Source organism: Cupriavidus sp. 05T313, from assembly GCF_056396665.1.
Window position 1 is genome coordinate 1 of the sequence record NZ_JBFTLX010000016.1, and the last position, 17,113, is coordinate 17,113.

Consider the following 17,113-nt stretch of genomic DNA (forward strand, 5'->3'; position numbering starts at 1 on the left):
AGGAACTCGTTGAAGATGTTGTAGAGCATCAAAAAGTAAATGCTCTCGGGCGAGTTTTCCTGGTACACCGACGCAATGTGATCGCAGATCTGCGCGGTCACATCTTCCAGCTTTTCGGGGTCGTGCCAGATCTGATCGAACAGACTGAGGTAGGTCGCCGTGAAGGTCGACTCGTCCATCTTGTTGACAAGATTGGAGACAGCGTTGCCTTGCTGGTAGCCGAGGTCGACGGCGGTAAAGCCGTGCAATGGCATATAGGCGGTGTCCGTGGCCGCAGCCTGCACACAAGCGAACTGCTGCATAGGAGCCTTGCTGCGATTGGACTTGAAGGTCGCCTTGCGTCGCATCCAGTCGGCGCATTCTTTTGCAATCGCGCGTTGGGTCAGCTTGTTGCGGAGCTGAATCTCGAACTCACTCCCATACAGGCTCCGTTCCCGGTCAGCCTTGGGAATGTGGAACTCCTTGCGCTCCTTGCGAATCTTGTCGGTGACCTCGTTGGCGACGAAGGTTGGCGAGGTGAAGATGAAGTTCAGTTCGTCAATCTTTTCCAGCTCTGCCTTCAGCGCTTCGAACGCGTACATCGAAAAGCAGGAGGCCGCGATCTTCAGGCGGGCACCGGGCTTGATCGTCTGTTTGAGGTCGTCGCCGAGCAGGCGGTTGATGTTGTCGATGAGTTCCATCAAGAATCCGCCTTTGGGGACACGGTGTAGCCAGGAGCAAGCAGCGCGTTCTTCACGCCGTAAAGCGCCAGATGGTCTTTGAGCCACAGGCGGTATTCGGGGCCACGCAGATGGTGATCGGGTGAGCAGTCGACGCTCCAGCGCCTAAGCATGTATCCCGCCGTAGCAGCCCGAAGCTTCAGTGCCAGCACACCGCCCGTGAAGCTGTAGTCGCGCACAGTGATTTCAGGCCTAGGCTGGTCTGGGTGGGGAACCAGCTCGATCTCGACAATCCGTGTCCACTGGATGTCGTCGTCGGGACGTTCGCCAACCTTGGCGTCTTCGTCGAGTGTCCTGGGCGCTTCGATCCGGGTGATGACAAAGTCGCGGAACTCTCCGGTCTTGCGGTCGAACGCTCGGACGTGCCAACGCAGGCCGCTGTCCACGAGAGCGAAGGGAACGATCACCCTTTCGGACTCCCCGCTGCTCACCGACTGGTAGTGGATCGCTACCGGACGTTTGGCGTGGATGGCTCGGCAGATTGGTGCCAGCACGTCCATGCAGGGGCGGCTCAGGACCGCAGGGAACTCGCAAGGCAAGAGCGGCTGCGAATCACCGTTCACGCCATCGCCAAATCCCAATGAGAGTGCCGACAGGACACGCTGGGGTGCGTGCTCGAAGACCGGCGCGAAACTCTTGCCTATTCGATAGATCTTGTTGCTACTGTCGAACTCGATGTTTTGGGGGGCGACCTCACGGTACAGGGCTAGGTCTCGTGTTGCACCCGCCGGTGCCACTCCGAAACGGCTGCTCAGATCAGGTCGTCCGATCTCCCCGATGAAGTACAGACGGAAGTCGATGTAGGCGAGCCGTTCTCGTTGTGCGTGGCTCAGGTTCTCGACGCGTTGGGGGTGCATGGTCGGGCGCTCCTCCACCGAGCAAAGGACGGATGGACCGAAACCAACTTCACGTTTGCTCATTAGGAGTCGCATCATGTAATCAAAATGAGGACATTATGCGTCTAGGCTCAGATTTGGGCAAGCGGCCAAATCGTCGAATCTACGGACGCAGGACCAAGGCGTGAGGTCACGCGAGCGTCCTTGAGGCCACTTCGTTTGCTGGCGCGGGCTTGGAGGCAGCTTGGAGGCAATCGGTTGTGGTTGGAGACCCGTATAGATGCGATGCGGCTACTGAAGGCATGAAGTTGCTGCACTTAAAAAATGAAAAATTCCTTCGGAACCGTGTCGTGCAGCCATAAGACCACCTCTTCAAGATGACGTCGTGCCGCCTTTGGCACTACGCTACGAAAGGAAGAAACATGACTACGAAGACATCGACTCCTTCTGTACCCACCACTCCGATGGCCGGAACTGCTGCTGCCCGTATCGAGAGTGCTACGGCCAAGGCCAATGGTGGCGCAGTATCCAAGGGAAGCCGGTGGGATATTCGACGAATGCTGAAGCAGCAATCTGCCTTCTGTTGATTCAAAGAATTTTTAACCATATATCACGCCATGGAGAGGGTGGAATGCCACCACTCCGGTCCGCTATTTGCCCTATCTATGGAGCCATCGTGATATCCAACAATTCCCCCTTTGAATACTTGCTTGCATTCACCCTGATCTTCTTGGTCGGCGCGCTCTGGGGCCGCCTGCGCTGCAGCAACCGTGACGCAGACCGCAAGGGGCAATCGGCATGATGACAACCTGTCCGCATTGCCAGTCGTCGCAAGTAGTGACCCGTAACCACGCACGCAAAGTTGGCGGCACCCTTGGCGCCATCGCGGGCGCCGCCAGCGGTTTTGCCGCTGCCATGAACGGCGCACGCATTGGCGGCACGCTCGGTGGCCGGATCGGCCTCATCGCCGGCCCTCCCGGCGCAGTCATGGGCACAGTCGCCGGGGCCATCCTCGGTGGCGTCCTGGGTGGAACGGCCGGCTGCTCGGCCGGTGCTACCTTGGGCGAGTTGATCGACGACAAGGTCCTGCACAACTACCGCTGCCTGGACTGCGGACACACGTTCGGGCAATCGTCGGTCGAGTCTCATGTCCGCCGGCGACCGTCCTTCGACGAATCCGATTCTGGTGGGTACACAGCCCATCCATTCGGTCTGAGCGAGGACGACGAGCCGTTTTCGCTGTCTCCCCGCTGATGCCGGCTGCGGGTTCATCCCTCGGCACCACCCTCCATACCTCCCCTTCACTTTACCCTCAGCCCGGCCCTTGCCGGGCTTTATGCACTCGTCTTTCCAAAGGAGCAAATCATGCACCTCGTTCAATCGATGGCCTATGTCGGCCAGCAACCGTGGCACGGCCTGGGTAACCGGCTTGGACCCAACCAGTCGGTCGATGTGTGGGCCGAGCGCGCCGGCATGAACTGGCGTATCGAGTCATCCGAAGTCCGATTCGTCACCGGCACGGCCGGCATCGGCGCCATTCACGCCTTCCCCGACCAGAAGGTGCTGTACCGGTCCGACACCAAGGCCCCGCTTTCGGTCGTTTCCAGCCGATTCCAGGTTGTCCAGCCATCGGAAATCCTGGAGTTCTATCGAGATCTGACTGAGGTAGGCGGATACGAGCTGGAAACTGCAGGCGTACTCAAATTCGGCAAGAAGCTGTGGGCGCTCGCCAAGACCGGCCAGACCGGCTCACTCAAGGGCAAGGACGCTGTGAACGGCTATCTGCTGCTCGCCACCGCCTGCGACGGCACGCTGGCGACGACGGCGCAGTTCACGTCGGTGCGCGTCGTCTGCAACAACACGCTCGCCATTGCGCTCGGCAACAGTACGGGGGCCGTCAAAGTACCGCACCGCAGCCAGTTCGACGGCCAGGCGGTCAAGCGACAGCTTGGCATCGCGGTCTCGTCATGGGATGCCTTCATGGTCCGCACCAAGGCTCTGGCGGAGCGCAAGGTTACCGAGTCGGCCGCCGAAGCGTTCTTCCGGCGCGTGCTGACCTATCCGGTCACTGCTTCCAGTGATCGCGACACCGTCGCCGTCAACGAGCGCGCCATCAAGACGGTCGGCCAGCTCTATGCCGGGCGCGGCAAGGGCGCGCAGTTGCCCTCCGCGTCGGGAACAGCCTGGGGCTTGCTCAACGCGGTGACCGAGTTCACCGATCACCACCGTCGCGCGCGCAGCGACGACCACCGGCGCGATGCCGCTTGGTTTGGCGCTGGCGCGTCGCTTAAGCAGAAAGCGTGGGATGAAGCTCTCAAGCTCGTGGTGTAGCCGCCCCTCCCTTCTTCCCTTACCTGTCGACCCGGTCGAGTTCGCTCATCGGGCCGCATCATTTTCTGGAGGCTGCATGAGTGCCCTCGAACCCGCGCAGGCCAGATCCTCCCGCCCTGCGCTCAAGCTGGTCAAGACAACGGATCTATCCCGCACCGACTGGCTGGCGGTACGCAGAACCGGCATTGGTGGATCGGATGCCGCCGCCGCGGTCGGCCTCAATCCCTACAAGAGCCAGCTCGAACTGTGGCTAGAGAAGACCGGCCGGGATGCCGATTTGCCGAAACCCGATCCGAACGATACGGCTGAACCGATCTACTGGGGCACCTTGCTGGAGCCCATCGTGGCAGCGGCGTATACCCAGCAGACAGGCCACCGCGTACGCAAGGTCAATGCCGTCCTGCAACACCCCACGATCCCCTTCATGCTCGCCAATCTGGATCGCGAAGTGGTCGGCGTGCCCGATGTGCAGATCCTGGAGTGCAAGACCGCGGGCGAGTTCGGCGCCCGGCACTGGCAGGACGGCGTGCCCGAGTACGTCCAGTTGCAGGTCCAACACCAGTTGACGGTCACCGGCAAGCGTGCCGCCGACGTGGCCGTGCTGCTGTGTGGCCAGAAGCTGGAAGTCCATCGGATCGAGCGGGACGATGACCTGATCGCCCGGCTGATCGCGCTGGAAGCCCAGTTCTGGCGCTACGTCGAGACCGACACCCCACCACCCGGAGACGGATCGGAGTCAGCCGACCGCGCGCTGCGATGCCTATACCCGAAGGATAGTGGCGGGACGGTGGATTTCTCGGAGCACCGCCAGATGTCAGCGGCGTTCGCCGATCTGGTTACCGTGCGCGCCGAGATCGACGCACGGGAACAGGTAGCAGCCAAGCTCAAGCAGACCCTCCAGCAAGCGATAGGCGACGCCTCGAGGGCGCTGTTCGAGACAGGCGAAGTCAGCTTCAGGCGCAGCAAGGACAGCGCCTCGACTGACCTGAAACGCCTGCAAGCCGAGCATCCGGATCTCGCCCAGCAGTACGCCATCCCTAAAGCCGGTGCCCGCCGTTTCCTCATTTATCCCTGATCACTGGAGTAACGATGCTCAAAGGACTCGCCATTACCCCGCCCGTCATCGGGCGCATTTCCATTGGCCGCGTGGTCGAGAAGAACGGCAAGCGCCTGCCGGAGAAGGACGACCAGTTCACGCTGACGACGCAGGTACAAAACCGCGACGGCTGGATGCTGCACCCGCTCAACGAATCGTTGCGCAAGGCCACGCCGGGCAAGCTGCGTTCGATCCCCGTACGGATGCTGTTCAATGACCCGAATCTGAATCTGCGCGCCGAATACTGCCTGTTCGACCGCGATACCGGGCGTCCCGTCTGCGTCGGCAACGGCGAGCGGTGCAAGCGAGTGGAGCAGGACGGCATTGCGATCCTGCCCTGCCCGTCGCCGGACGGCTGCCAGTTCGGTGGCCCCGGCGGCTGCAAGCCGTATGGGCGGCTCAACGTCATTGTGGGCAACGAAGACGAGCTAGGCTCCTTCGTGTTCCGCACGACGAGCTTCAACAGCATCAGAACACTCGCGGCGCGGCTGCTTTACTTCAGTGCGGTATCGGGCAACCGGCTGGCCTGCCTGGCGCTGGAGCTGAAGCTGCGCGGCAAGTCCACCACGCAGAGCTACCGGTCAGCGATTTACTACGTGGACCTGGGGATTCGGGCGGGCAGTTCGCTGGAAGCTACCCTCACCGAAGCGCGCGAGCTGGATGCACGGCGCAAGTCTGCCGGGTTCGACCAGGTGGGGCTGGACGCGGCAGCCAAGCAGGGTTTCAGCAACGGCACGTTCGAGGACAGTCCCGAGGAAGCTGCAGCGGTGGTTGAGGAATTCTTTCCCGAGGCCACGCACGATCGTTCGGCGTCAGGTGACGCCGGGAAGCCTGACGAGGCTAGACCGCCCGGCTTACGGGAAAAGCTGCAGCGCAAGGCCGCCCTGCTGGGCGGGACGGCGGCATGACGAGCATGAATCGCTGGACGTCCATGCTGGCGGCCGGTGCGACCGGCACCGCGCTCTGCCTGTCGGTGCTGGCCGGCTGGCAGCGCGGCGGTACGGTGGCGGAACGGCTGGTGTGGGTTGCGCTTGGCATCGTGTTAGTCGCCACTGCGCACCTGCTGCCCGCAGTGATCCGAGAATCCCCCACTGTCGTGCGCGTCGTGGGCGGTGTGCTGTGGCTCGCCTGCATCACAACCGCCTGCTAYGGGCATGCGACGTTCTTCCTGCTAGCCCAGCGGCATGCCGGGGAACTGCGGTCGGCTGCCGTGTCTGTGAGTTCCCTCGCGCCAGCCGGCCGCAGCCTCACAGCAGTCATGGGGGAACGGGCCGAGGTCACGGCGCGACTGGCGACGGCCAATGCGCAGTACTGCACGGGCACCTGCACAACGCTGGGAGCCCGTCGGATCACGCTTGCCGCCAAGCTGGATGCGCTGGACGCCGAAGTCGACGACATTCGGCGCGGGCAAGCAGCGGAGGACAGGACTGTGAACCGACACGACGCCATGGCGACCGATCCGGTCACGGGGCGACTCGCGGCGCTACTCGGCACGACCGTCGCGCGCGTCGATCTGCTGTCGGGTCTCATCTTCGCGGCGGTACTGGAAGGGGTCGCTTGCCTGCTGTGGGCGATCGCGCTGCAACCCTGGCCGGCGCTGGGGGCTGCCGCAGCCGTCCCCCCAGTCACGGCGAGTCACGAGGCGGACGGCAGTCATCCACCGGATAACGATCCCGTCATCCCATTACCGGTTCGGAAATCAGCCAATCCCGACGTGACTCGGCTCGTGCAGGAAGTCGCGGCCGGACGACTCCGTCCAACCGTTGCCGACATCCGCCGTCACCTTGGCTGCTCGCAAGCCCGCGCCACTGCCCTGCGCCGTCAACTCGCCTCGCTCACCCCGACGGCATAAGCCGGGCATTCGCCCAGCACAGTCCTTTCCTTCTTCTTTCCCAATTGACGTGCCCATCCGGCCCCGCCGGAGGCCGATGCTCGTCCCTATTCAGGAGAACCATATGACGGATCACGCCATACCCGCCTTACCCGCATTCTGCCGACCGCGCCTGCCCCTCGGCCGTCTGCTTGCCACACCCGCTGCGTTCAATGCCCTGCAGACAGCAGGCGTCTCGATCTTCGCGCTGGTGAACCGCCACGCCCGTGGCGACTGGGGCGATGTGTCCGACGAAGACCGCCAGCACAACGACCTGGCAGCCATCGCCGGTCAGCGCGTGCTGTCCAGCTACCCCCTGCCGGACGGACAGAAGGTCTGGATCATCACCGAATGGGACCGGTCGGCCACGACAGTCCTGCTGCCTGAGGACTATTGATCAGCGACGACGGACATGACGAATCCATTTCTTCCCTCCAAACTCCGCGCACCCACACGCGTCACACCGGGCTGTGTCTTCGTCTCATTGGAAGCGCTCAAAGCACTTAATGCCGTTCAAGTACCACTCACGCACCTTCTCATGCGCCACATGAAAGGCGACTGGGGCCAGGTCTCGGACGAGGACTGGCAACGCAACGAACGCGCACTCGATACCGGGCATTTCCTGCTCTCCAGCTACGTTCTGTCCAGCGGGCAGAAGGTGTGGCTGCACACCACCGGCGCGCGCTCGGCAACCTTCGCCCTTCTTCCAGCCGAGTCGTGGCTGCTGAAGTCATGCCCCGGAGACACACTACGCGCGCCTCAGTGACGGTCGGCGTCCGCCCTACGGCTGCCAAGCCGGAGCGCCAGCCTCTCAACCATCTCCACCAGCATGGCACGGTCGCTGGTGCTGACCCTCGATAGTAAGCGGGCGAGGTGGTGGGCCTGGTCGCTGGCGCGATTGCTGGCTTCCGTCAGCAAATCCGCCGTTTCGCACTGAAAGATGTCGGCCAGCTCGGCCAGGCGTCCGATCGTGGGCATGACGACGCCACGCTCCATGCGCGATACCGCCTCATTGCCAATCCCCAGCCGTTCCGCGACCTGCTCCTGCGTGAGCTCGGCGGCGGTGCGATGCCTGGCAATCGCCCGTCCCACCACGCCGGCAAGCTGGTCCATGTCTGTCTTGCGCATGCCCTCTCCCAATCCACCCAGATGGTTGGGCATCGCCTTTCTGATATGAAGTGCTTTTTAGGTTGAGTTTCAACCCATTAAGTCGTTAACATCATCAGTGGCTTGCAGGTGGAGAACCATCGGCTTCCTTGTCAACTTCGAAGAACAAAGAAAAACATAATGCATTCAAACACTTACACGGAAATTGAGCATCGCCGTCACGCGAGCTGCGTTGAGCGAAACCCGAAGGCGAAGAGTCTCGCGCTGAAGGCAGGCATCTTCAGTGCCGCACTACTCGTGTTGGGCGGCTGCGGCGGAGGTGGGGATGGCGGCAGCGCTGCTGCGGGTGGTGGYACTGCGCCCCAACCTACGCAAACCGCGAACCTGACCGGCAAGGCCATCGACGGCTACCTGGCCAATGCCAAGGTCTGCTTCGATGACGGTAAAGGTGGTTGTGATGCCTCTCTGCCCTCGACCACGACCGACGCGACTGGTGCATACACCCTGAATGCGCCGGCGGACGCCACTGGCCGTCAGATCAACGTCATCGTGACGCCAAATACCCGGGATCTTTCGAACCCCGACGTCCCATTCACCTCGACCTTCACGCTGTCAGCCATCGTGTCGKGCACCACCCAAAACGTCACGCCACTCACGACGATGGTTGTCACGCACGTGAAGGCCGGCCTCTCGCAAGACCAAGCGCTGCAAATCACCCAGAACTTCGTGGGCGCGGCAGTCGATCCGGCTGCCGACTACATTTCTGGCGGCGACACTGGCACGGCAGCAATTGCTGCCAGCATGGTCAGCCACCTGACGACGCTGGGTGGTCAAGGCCCGATCTCGTGGACGCAAGTCCAGGCCACGATGAAGGCCTACGCTGCCAAGGGTACGGTGACTGGGGTCCAACAGGCCGACGTCAGCGCACAACTCAACAACCCGGCTTACAGCGCTGAAGCTGACGCCACCGCCGTACTGAGCAGCCCCCTCTTCACCGTGAACGGCAACCTCATGCAGCAAATCCTCGAGTCCGGCGTCGTCACGCCGGCTCTGACTCCAGTGCGTGAGAACTTCACGCTGTCCGGTTCTACGCTCTCCATCACGCAGGAGGCACAAAGGAACGGCAGCTGGCTGCCGGCCACGCCGCTTGGCAGCTACGACGGCTGGTTCAGCGGTTCGTGGATTTCTCTCAACGGAGGTGCGGGAGCCTGTGAACTGAAGGCCGACGGTTCCTGGACCGGCTGGCTGACTGCTGGCCAAATGCATCCGTCCTATGCACTGTCGTCGATAGGTGCGACCCTGGTCGGCACTGACCCCATCACCAACGACGGCGTTCGTGTTTCGTATCGGACGATGGACGTCAGCGGTCAGCCGCTCTCGACTGGCCTGCAGATTGACTATCGTAATCCGGTTCGCCAGGCCATGACGGGTACGTTCGCACCGGGCACTACTGCCTACCTTGCCACGATCACGTACAACAACGATCGCGTGATGTTGATCAATCCGGGCTTCGGTCTGCCGTGGATCAACGGCCAAACGGTTGCTGTCTCCAACACCGTCAATGGTTCGCCGCAATACACCATGGGCGACCCTGCCCAGGCGTATTCGTCGATTCAACAGGTGGTGGGTACGCAAACCGACATCGGCGGCGGTTGCGTGTTGCTGAACATCAAGGCCGGTGGTGTGGCTGAAATCGACAAGAGCAACAAGGTGGGCTGCAACTACGCCAGCAATCCGCTCAACTTCCCGGTCGCGGGTAGCTGGTCGGTGCATCCTCGCAATCCGAATACGGTCACGATCACCTTCCCGAAGACGATCGGTGCGCCGATGGTTCCCATCAATGACCGAATCAAAAACATCATCAACGCCGACGGTTCGCTCGTGGTTGGGCTGATGGACAGCAAGCTGCTCATGGGTTATGCGCTGCCTGCTGGTTCGCGTGCGACGGTGGCGCAATTCCGTGCGGACGTGGTTGACGCCATGGCCGCATCGATGCGTGAAGCCGCAATTCGGATTGGCCAAAAGCAGAATCCGTAACTGAAGACGGCTTCTCCAGCGTGTTCCGGCTTCACGCTGGGGAGGACCTTCGGGTCCTCTTATCTTTCGGAATTACCCCTTTATTTGCCAAGGCACGCAGATTCCAACGTAGGCTGCATTCTTGCCGTTGTGTCCTGGCAGCTTCCCAACTGTACGAGCAGGATGCCAAAAGATTGAACGTCCATACCGGCGGACGGAACGCCTTGATATTGCCTTTTATGGTTCATGCTTCAACTACGACGTATTGAGCCGATATAGCAGTTCCGTGTGCGTGCAGCTTAGACCAGCTCATGTCCAGCCTTGAAGAGTGAACACAACAACAATCCTTTTTTGAAAGGGACCAAGAAGAATAAAGGCCACCACATCCTGCTCATGCCGCCGCACGTGGATCTTCAGATAGCCATCAGGCACCGGCAATCTGAAGACCCACTAATTTCCACAACCCACACTACCTGTTTCACAACCCTGTAGAGAGCGGTTCAAACCGCTCCCACGATGCTTTCTCAAGGAGCATTCTCATGCGCAAAACCATCATCGCCATCGCTCTCGCCCTGTCGTCCACCGCAGCATTCGCAGTCAACACCTGTGACACCATGCCGACCAAAAACCAGCGGGAGAACTGCTGGTCGAATTTGATCAGCAATTATCAAACCGAAGCCGACGAGTACACCTTCACTGTGCAGGAATCGAAAAAGGTTCCTGCCACCGTGAAACGAAACGTGGAAAAGAAACGTCAGGCCATCTCGAAGGAAGCCGAAGCTCAGTGCCGGAAGGACAGCCTAGGCTATCCGGAGAATGCGTGTTACATCGAGCAAATCCAGAAGTTCAAGGAATTCACTTACAAGGAGACTTCGAAGTATGGTGTCCAAGACATGCGACTGAACTGAAGCGGCAAGCTAGCTGTTTTCACTTTTTAAGGAAGAAATATCATGCGAAAGTTCCTTGCCACTATCGCCATCCTCTCACTTTCGACGCTCGCCTTTCAAGCGCAAGCCCAGTTCCGCGCCAGCGAGATCTGCAAAATGAAACGCAGCCAGTATGAGAGAGATCAGTGTCTTGAATACGGCCTCAGAGGCGGTATGCTGCGCGTGAAAGGCAACACCCAGCGACTCCTGGACTCCAGCCGCGTTCCTGAGTCGGAAAAGGAGAATATCTTGAAGTCCCACAAAAAGTGGACCAGCAAGTTCGACAGCAAGTGCTCGGATAACGAGTGCTACTACGACATGGCTAGCAATCGTAACAACGAGATCGAGAAAATTATGGCTAAGTACAACATCGCGCCGATGTAAGTCCGTGCGGCATAAACGAGGAGAGTGGGCGTAACGCCCACTCTCTTCTACGTCGCTCATTTTTTTGGTTCATCGCCGATTTCGGGGGAAGCCTTGGCCGTCCCAGAACAACCCAACTCGGCCAGCCATGGTCCTGTGGTCGAATGTCCGCACCTCCTTGCGGTCGTCCGCAGTACCAACAGACGGCAAATGGCATCGCGGCGACAATCTATCCGTGACGTGGGGTGAGGATGTCAATGCGACCCTTCTTTGTGCTGATAGGTTAGTTCCTCTCACTCGGTGCCTTCCACTGAAGCAAGATATCCAAGGGTTCTCTCTCGCCCACCAGCTCTTTTGCGAGCGAAATGCGACCCAGCAGTCTATGCCGCTCATCGACGTCAAGGCGCTCAGCCGCTCGCGCCGCCTCGGTGAAATAAGCGTCAATCCGACGTGCTTCGTCCCAGCCTGCAATTGCTGCAAGTAGATCCTTTCGCGCATCCTGGCGACATTTCTCTTGCCGCGCGCGTTCCTCCGCTTCTCGCCGGCGTTGCTGCTCATCCTCCCACCGTCTGTGCTCTTCCTCGGCCCGAATTCTCGCCGCCTCCAGTTGTGCATTCAATTCGGGGCCCACTGTTTCAAGCTCTTGCACAATGCCCAGCACCAATGAAGAGAAATGCCCTGGCTTCTCCTCGGACCATCGCTTGACYCAACTGACCCGCCACGATGGGCAGTACGCCTGTAAGCAAAGGCGACCGGAAGCCAGGTCCTTTGTCGTCGTCCAATACCTAGGCTCTGGATACCTGCGGCGTTGCTCAGGAGTCAGGCTTCGAACCGGGACGTACTGGCTATTGCCGACGTAGAGCATTTCGACGACTTCGGTCATCTCGAAGAGCGTCAGACCGATGGGCACGTCACCGATATACACTACCGTTGGTCGCTCAGGCGCCCAGGCACTGTGCTGGTAGTGGTTCTTCCTGGGAGTCTCGCGCAGGTCAACCTCGGCTCGTCGCATCTGCCCGCCTGCCGGTGCAATCGTCACTCGRTGCCCACGCGAAGTCAGCGTTCGGAACAGCTTATCGGCCGCACCGATGGCAGCGTCCAGCCGTTCCTTCGACGATAGAACGTCGACCAATAATCGCTTGAACGGACGCAGGATGCCGGTTTCGCTATCACGAGTCTTCTCGAAGAACGGCTTGATGCCTACCAGTAGCGGGTGCGAGGGCTTCTCTGCCGTCGGCTGGTGAGACCGTCGCTRTATGCTCGGCGCCACCACCGGCACGCCATCGACGGTGGGGGAGGGACCCTTTGCTATCCTTTTAGACGCCCGCTCGTTGGTGCCGATGAAGTTCCCTGGGCTCCATTCAGTAATATCACCTGCTCTAACATCCGGCAATGCGGGGCGTGCAGGCGCCTTTCCGAACTCAAGTTGCGCCCAGTACCCCCGAGGTGGTCGAGGCACACGCAGTTCAGTACACACCCGGGCCATGTAACTCGACGACACCCCCAGCCGCTCGGCAACCCGAAGCATGGGCTCCTGCCAGACGAGCTCGTATAGCTGCTCACGGGACAGTGGAGCCACCTGCGCACTGGCCACCTCTCCGCCCATCGTCTCACGCGCCTCCTCTGTCACAACAGTCCTCCTTGGTAGGTTTGCGCATCCCAGTGCAAGACGGTCACAATCTTGGAAACATGCTCTGAGTCCGGCGGGCGATCACCGGCGCGCGACAGTCTCTGTCGTTCGCATCCTACTGGTAGATATTGACGACAAACTGGAAGGTGACGTCGCCCGCTTCCATTAGTTGGCGGGCCTCTCGACTGCGCTCGGCTCCTCGGGGACGAGGGTGCCAGAAGGCGAGACAGCCTTGGCCAAGTAGACCGAGGCGTGCTCCAGCTACGTCAGGCGGAATTCGACCCTGAGCTGTCATTCGAAGGCCACAAGCAGGCTGACTGAAAGCTGTCCTTGGCTATCGTGCAAAGTCCGCGTGAGTACCACAAGCAAGGGAAGCGCATTGAACTCGTATCACTGGCAACGAAACCGTATTTCAGATGGCCGTTTCTAGCGAGCTACAGAAGCACCACCAAGCGCGTCCTACAGTTCGCGAGCCCTCCCTCCAGAAGTTCCGCTCGGCATGTCAAATATGAGTCGCGAGCGTAGCACCGCGTCGGAGCCGGTGACAGGAACGCTCGTACCGGGTGAACTGCGTCAGGCAGGAATCTCATTCACCATCGGCCCTTCGGCCCCGATGGCCGAGAACCTATAGAACTTCGCTGCGGCGCCCATGTGCCTGAACTTCTGGCGCGCCAACTGCAGCAGCTTCGCGTCGCATGTGGAGATAACGAACTGTCGCTCACCTTCCGACGAGCCCTGAAGCCCCGATATCAGGTCCAGCAGCGCGTACGTGTTCAGGTCATCGAAGTGTGTCACAGGGTCGTCCATCATGATGGACGAGAACCCAGACCAGGTCTGAGAACTGCAGGCGGTCAAGAACAGTCCAAGGACGAGCGTCTGCACCTGCGATTGACTGAAGTAGTCGGTAGGCCGCAACTCCTGGCCCTTTCGGTGAACTCGGATGCCGATGGCTGAGTCCTTGCTCGACACTTCAATTTCGCCGAACCCGTAGACGGGTCGCAGCCGCTGCTGAATCACCGCAGTCCTAGGTCCGTACTCGGTGATGAAGTGCTCGGTCGCGACCGCCTGCTGGCGGTCTAGTAGCTTCGTGACGTCCTCGAAGTACGCCACCCAAGGCTCGACCTTCTGAGCGAGCTCGTCAGCCTGCTCCACCAGCTTTTCACTGGCCAGAATTCGGTCGCGCATGTTTTGGAAGGCGGCGGAGGTCGCTGCCGTATCCACGGCCACTTCGAGTTCGGCGACGCGGTCACGCAAGCCGAGCGCTGTCACTTCGCGTGCGGTCGCCGCCTGAATTCTCTGATGCAATTCTTCATCAGGAACATCGCTGTCAAGCCCCGCGGCTGTTAGCGCGGCAACCACGGACTGCACGTTGGTCTGGTGGGTGTTCCATATCTGACCTGCCTGCTGGTGGCTGCTTCGCGCCGCAGTAAGGTTTGCCTTCGCCCCTGCGTTAACTGCCTTCTGGGTGTCCAGCGCGGTGCTTGCAGTTTGAACGGATAAACTTGCCTGGACTAGCCGCGCCTCCGCGTCTCGCAGCGCCTCGGTCAAAGCCTGCAGGCCAGCCGGGAGATTGACCGTCCCACGATTCGCCTCGGCAAGAAGCTCGTCCAGCCGGCGCTTCGCCGCTTCTAGCGCGGTCGTCGAGGCCTGGCGTTCGCGCTCCAATGTTTGGTAGCCATCTTGAGCGGAGGCAAGTGCAGCGTCTGCCGCAGCCAGCAGTTGCCGCGCACTGTTGACGGCGCTCACAGCAAGCATCTCCGCCTCACGCACCTGTGTGCTCATCTGCGCAAGCTGTTGAGCCGTATCGTTCGATAGAGACAGTCCAACCGAACTCAGYGCCGTTTCGTAGGTCGTCCGCTGCCGCTCGAGTTGCTCATGCTCGGTTTTGGCTTGCCCCAGCTGTTGGTCTTCCTGGCTTAGATCGTCGGACAGGGCTTGTCGCGCAGCGACCTGTGTCTGCAGCTTTGCCCGCTCAGTAGCCAGCTTCTCACTAAGTCGAACGATGAGGTCACCTTGTTCCATCCGCCGGTCGATTGCAGCCAGTAGCGCGTGTTGGCTCCCATGGTCGTGACCGCATAGCAAGCAAGTCGCGCCATCCACGTGCGTGCGGAGCTCGGCAATCAGCTCTTTCAGAGTGGTGTCGTTGCTCCTGGCTGAATTGAGTTCGCGCTCCACTCGAGCGACAAGAAGTTCCTGCGCCAACACTGCCTGCTGCGCCTCGCCCAGCCGCGCGCGCTTCGTCTCGGATGAGCCCTGCAACTTTGCCTCAAGGGCCTGCGCGGCTATCAATCTGGGCTCTGCCTGAACCCATAGGTCAGCCTGTTTTTCGACCCACTGGACGCGAGACATTGAGTCTCTCGCGGTCTTCGAGGCGGCATCAAGGCGCTGAAGCGTCGCTGCCGTATCCTGCCGGGCACTCAGCGCTTTGGACTGGACGTCCCTCTGCTGGTTGAGGGTCTGCGTGAGCGTAGATAGACCTTCGGTGAGCGCCTGACTCTGTACAGTCAGTTGCGCATATTCCGGCTGAACCGAGGCAGCCCAAACTAGCCAATCCCGTTGGTACCGCGCTACCTGTTCCTGCGTCTTGAACTGAGCAAGTTCGCTCGTAAGCGTACCGAGGCGCTCCGACGCCGTATTGGCACTGACCTCAGCCTGTTCGACCAGGGCCTTACGCTCCTCGACTTGCGTGCGCATTGGTTCGAGCTGCCCACGCAGCATCTTCAAGTTCGCGACGTGCTCAAGGGCCTTGGACACCGTCGCCCGCCAGCTCACCGCTTCAGCCGCAGACGATTCCAGCATCGCACGAAGAGCTCTCGTATCGTGAGGGCTGATGCCTGACATGTTGAACCCTGAGGCCGAGATCGCTTGCTCCAACTCGGTGAACCGAGCATCGAGCGCCTCCGGCGACGTGTCCACGGAGGCAAGGCCTTCAAGCCGCTTCAAGTCCTCCCTTTCGGCGTCGATGGAGCTACGAGCGCCTTGGGCTTGCTTGCGCGCTTCAGCGAGCTTCTGGCGCGCTAGCTTCAGTACCTCCTCGGCCTTCTTCAAGCCGCTTACATAGTCTTCGAATGCGAGCATTCGGGACACGATGTCCGCGGGCAGTTCGCAATTTTCCGCAACGCCTCGGGTGAGCTCTTGGCTGTCCTGGCTGAACAAGTGAGTGGCTCGGAACAGAGCCACCATGTTGTCCACGCGGTCGGCTGCGGCCGAGGCCCCACCAGTCAGAAGGCTCAATACATCCTTCCTCGAGGTGACCTTTCCATCCACCTGCGCGTTGTTGTGTTCCGCCAAGTTGCGGGTGATGACGTGCTGCTTGCCATCACGCTCGAGCGTGAGGGTCACGACGGTCGACTCGCCATCACTGTCCAGATGCTTCGCAGCCCTAGCCAAGCCTCCGCTAGCCTTAGCAAGCCGGCCGACTCCGCCAGTAACGGCAAAGTCAATGGCGTCGAAGAACGATGTCTTGCCAAATCCGTTGGGACCGTAGAGGACGGTGACAGATGAGCCGAGCGCGAACTCCTTCTTCGTTCGATAGGCCCGGAAGTTCTGGATGGAAATTGACTTGAGGGTGGCCTGCACTCGCTCTTCGGCCGTGGGCTCCGAGGATGCCTCTGCGGACACCCCTGCAACCTTGTCAGGCGCGCCGTACGTGCCTTCAAGACAGGCACTAAGAATCACGCTCGCGCTGCTCTTTGCGGGCACGACTAAGGCCTTGGCCAGTTCCGCCTTCATGTTGCGCTGTCGAAGCAACGTCTGGGCAGAAGGAGGTCGCGTTTGTACCCCAGGCGTAATTGGCGCCAGCGGGAGGAAGGGCAACCTCGCTAGGCTGCCGGCCAGGTCGTGGTCAAGCTGAACGACATACTTTCTGCAAAAGTACACATCGACTTCGACGCGCGAGCAGAAGGACTCGTGAACGGTGATTCCCGCCGGAAGGCAGAAGACGAACGACACATCCTTCGTCGACCACTCTGAGGTTCGCTTGAGGTAGTGCTTCTTGAACGCCTCGTACAGCGGCTCGTAGTCGGCCTCATCACCAACCGCAAATGCTGTGACCGCATGGCTGCGTAGCATCAAGAGCAGCGGTAAGCAATCTTCGCGGAGGACTTCCTCTGTGAAGGTCGTTCCGGGCACGAGCTGCGACAGCGTGTCGCGGAGCTCTGAAGGAAGGCCGAGGGCCTCAGGAGATTGCAGCATCGATTGCCTCTCTCAGTGCCTCTTC

14 protein-coding genes and 1 pseudogene are annotated in these 17,113 nt (G+C 60.6%); 10 read left to right on the top strand and 5 right to left on the bottom strand.

Annotation, left to right across the window (positions count from 1 at the left end; all coding sequences use genetic code 11):
• A pseudogene (locus AC1DKD_RS06055) lies at positions 1-680 on the bottom strand (ATP-dependent helicase); the annotation flags it as partial.
• Entirely contained in the window at positions 680-1,576 is an 897-nt protein-coding gene (locus AC1DKD_RS06060; protein ID WP_477143113.1) for a WYL domain-containing protein, read from the bottom strand. The gene AC1DKD_RS06060 and the pseudogene AC1DKD_RS06055, both read right to left, overlap by 1 nt.
• 777 nt (positions 1,577-2,353) lie before the next feature.
• On the opposite strand from AC1DKD_RS06060, the gene AC1DKD_RS06065 reads away from it, so the two are divergent.
• The 7 genes from AC1DKD_RS06065 to AC1DKD_RS06095 all read left to right on the top strand — a co-directional run bounded on the left by AC1DKD_RS06065 (position 2,354) and on the right by AC1DKD_RS06095 (position 7,618).
• Entirely contained in the window at positions 2,354-2,809 is a 456-nt protein-coding gene (locus AC1DKD_RS06065) for a hypothetical protein (protein ID WP_477143080.1), read from the top strand.
• Positions 2,810-2,920: 111 nt separating this feature from the next.
• Positions 2,921-3,886, top strand: a complete 966-nt coding sequence (locus AC1DKD_RS06070) for a DUF932 domain-containing protein (protein ID WP_477143081.1) — start codon at positions 2,921-2,923, stop codon at positions 3,884-3,886.
• A 76-nt stretch (positions 3,887-3,962) separates the two neighbouring features.
• Positions 3,963-4,961, top strand: a complete 999-nt coding sequence (locus tag AC1DKD_RS06075) for a YqaJ viral recombinase family nuclease (RefSeq protein ID WP_477143082.1) — start codon at positions 3,963-3,965, stop codon at positions 4,959-4,961.
• Positions 4,962-4,975: 14 nt separating this feature from the next.
• The gene (locus tag AC1DKD_RS06080; protein WP_477143083.1) at positions 4,976-5,890 is read left to right on the top strand and encodes a recombination directionality factor; all 915 of its coding nucleotides are present in this window, start codon (positions 4,976-4,978) and stop codon (positions 5,888-5,890) included.
• Entirely contained in the window at positions 5,887-6,834 is a 948-nt protein-coding gene (locus AC1DKD_RS06085; RefSeq protein ID WP_477143084.1) for a hypothetical protein, read from the top strand. Before AC1DKD_RS06080 ends, AC1DKD_RS06085 begins: the two co-directional genes overlap by 4 nt.
• Before the next feature lie 103 nt (positions 6,835-6,937).
• A complete protein-coding gene (locus tag AC1DKD_RS06090; RefSeq protein WP_477143085.1) occupies positions 6,938-7,249 on the top strand; it encodes a hypothetical protein in 312 nt (103 codons plus the stop codon).
• Positions 7,250-7,390: 141 nt separating this feature from the next.
• The gene (locus tag AC1DKD_RS06095; RefSeq protein WP_477143086.1) at positions 7,391-7,618 is read left to right on the top strand and encodes a hypothetical protein; all 228 of its coding nucleotides are present in this window, start codon (positions 7,391-7,393) and stop codon (positions 7,616-7,618) included.
• On the opposite strand, the gene AC1DKD_RS06100 is transcribed toward AC1DKD_RS06095, so the two are convergent.
• A complete protein-coding gene (locus AC1DKD_RS06100) occupies positions 7,612-7,980 on the bottom strand; it encodes a helix-turn-helix domain-containing protein (protein WP_441593400.1) in 369 nt (122 codons plus the stop codon). The two genes, AC1DKD_RS06095 and AC1DKD_RS06100, sit on opposite strands and share 7 nt — an antisense overlap.
• 159 nt (positions 7,981-8,139) lie before the next feature.
• Between AC1DKD_RS06100 and AC1DKD_RS06105 the strand changes: the two genes are divergently transcribed.
• The 3 genes from AC1DKD_RS06105 to AC1DKD_RS06115 all read left to right on the top strand — a co-directional run bounded on the left by AC1DKD_RS06105 (position 8,140) and on the right by AC1DKD_RS06115 (position 11,285).
• Positions 8,140-9,996: a hypothetical protein gene (locus AC1DKD_RS06105; protein WP_477143087.1), complete on the top strand. Its 1,857-nt coding sequence runs from the start codon at positions 8,140-8,142 to the stop codon at positions 9,994-9,996.
• Between the two features lie 518 nt (positions 9,997-10,514).
• Positions 10,515-10,883: a hypothetical protein gene (locus tag AC1DKD_RS06110; RefSeq protein ID WP_477143088.1), complete on the top strand. Its 369-nt coding sequence runs from the start codon at positions 10,515-10,517 to the stop codon at positions 10,881-10,883.
• A gap of 42 nt (positions 10,884-10,925) precedes the next feature.
• On the top strand, positions 10,926-11,285 hold the full coding sequence (locus AC1DKD_RS06115) for a hypothetical protein (protein WP_477143089.1): 360 nt from the start codon (positions 10,926-10,928) through the stop codon (positions 11,283-11,285).
• A 262-nt stretch (positions 11,286-11,547) separates the two neighbouring features.
• Here the strand turns inward: AC1DKD_RS06115 and AC1DKD_RS06120 are convergent, their stop codons facing one another.
• Both AC1DKD_RS06120 and AC1DKD_RS06125 read right to left on the bottom strand, forming a co-directional pair.
• On the bottom strand, positions 11,548-12,894 hold the full coding sequence (locus tag AC1DKD_RS06120; protein WP_477143090.1) for a hypothetical protein: 1,347 nt from the start codon (positions 12,892-12,894) through the stop codon (positions 11,548-11,550).
• Positions 12,895-13,467: 573 nt separating this feature from the next.
• The gene (locus AC1DKD_RS06125) at positions 13,468-17,088 is read right to left on the bottom strand and encodes an AAA family ATPase (protein WP_477143091.1); all 3,621 of its coding nucleotides are present in this window, start codon (positions 17,086-17,088) and stop codon (positions 13,468-13,470) included.
• Positions 17,089-17,113 lie beyond the last annotated feature (25 nt).

Excerpts from the sequence above, each read along its gene's own strand:
- AC1DKD_RS06060 (WP_477143113.1), bottom strand. The coding sequence starts at position 1,576 with ATGCACCCCCAACGCGTCGAGAACCTGAGCCACGCACAACGAGAACGG.
- AC1DKD_RS06065 (WP_477143080.1), top strand. The coding sequence starts at position 2,354 with ATGATGACAACCTGTCCGCATTGCCAGTCGTCGCAAGTAGTGACCCGT.
- AC1DKD_RS06070 (WP_477143081.1), top strand. The coding sequence starts at position 2,921 with ATGCACCTCGTTCAATCGATGGCCTATGTCGGCCAGCAACCGTGGCAC.
- AC1DKD_RS06075 (WP_477143082.1), top strand. The coding sequence starts at position 3,963 with ATGAGTGCCCTCGAACCCGCGCAGGCCAGATCCTCCCGCCCTGCGCTC.
- AC1DKD_RS06080 (WP_477143083.1), top strand. The coding sequence starts at position 4,976 with ATGCTCAAAGGACTCGCCATTACCCCGCCCGTCATCGGGCGCATTTCC.
- AC1DKD_RS06090 (WP_477143085.1), top strand. The coding sequence starts at position 6,938 with ATGACGGATCACGCCATACCCGCCTTACCCGCATTCTGCCGACCGCGC.
- AC1DKD_RS06095 (WP_477143086.1), top strand. The coding sequence starts at position 7,391 with ATGCGCCACATGAAAGGCGACTGGGGCCAGGTCTCGGACGAGGACTGG.
- AC1DKD_RS06100 (WP_441593400.1), bottom strand. The coding sequence starts at position 7,980 with ATGCGCAAGACAGACATGGACCAGCTTGCCGGCGTGGTGGGACGGGCG.
- AC1DKD_RS06110 (WP_477143088.1), top strand. The coding sequence starts at position 10,515 with ATGCGCAAAACCATCATCGCCATCGCTCTCGCCCTGTCGTCCACCGCA.
- AC1DKD_RS06115 (WP_477143089.1), top strand. The coding sequence starts at position 10,926 with ATGCGAAAGTTCCTTGCCACTATCGCCATCCTCTCACTTTCGACGCTC.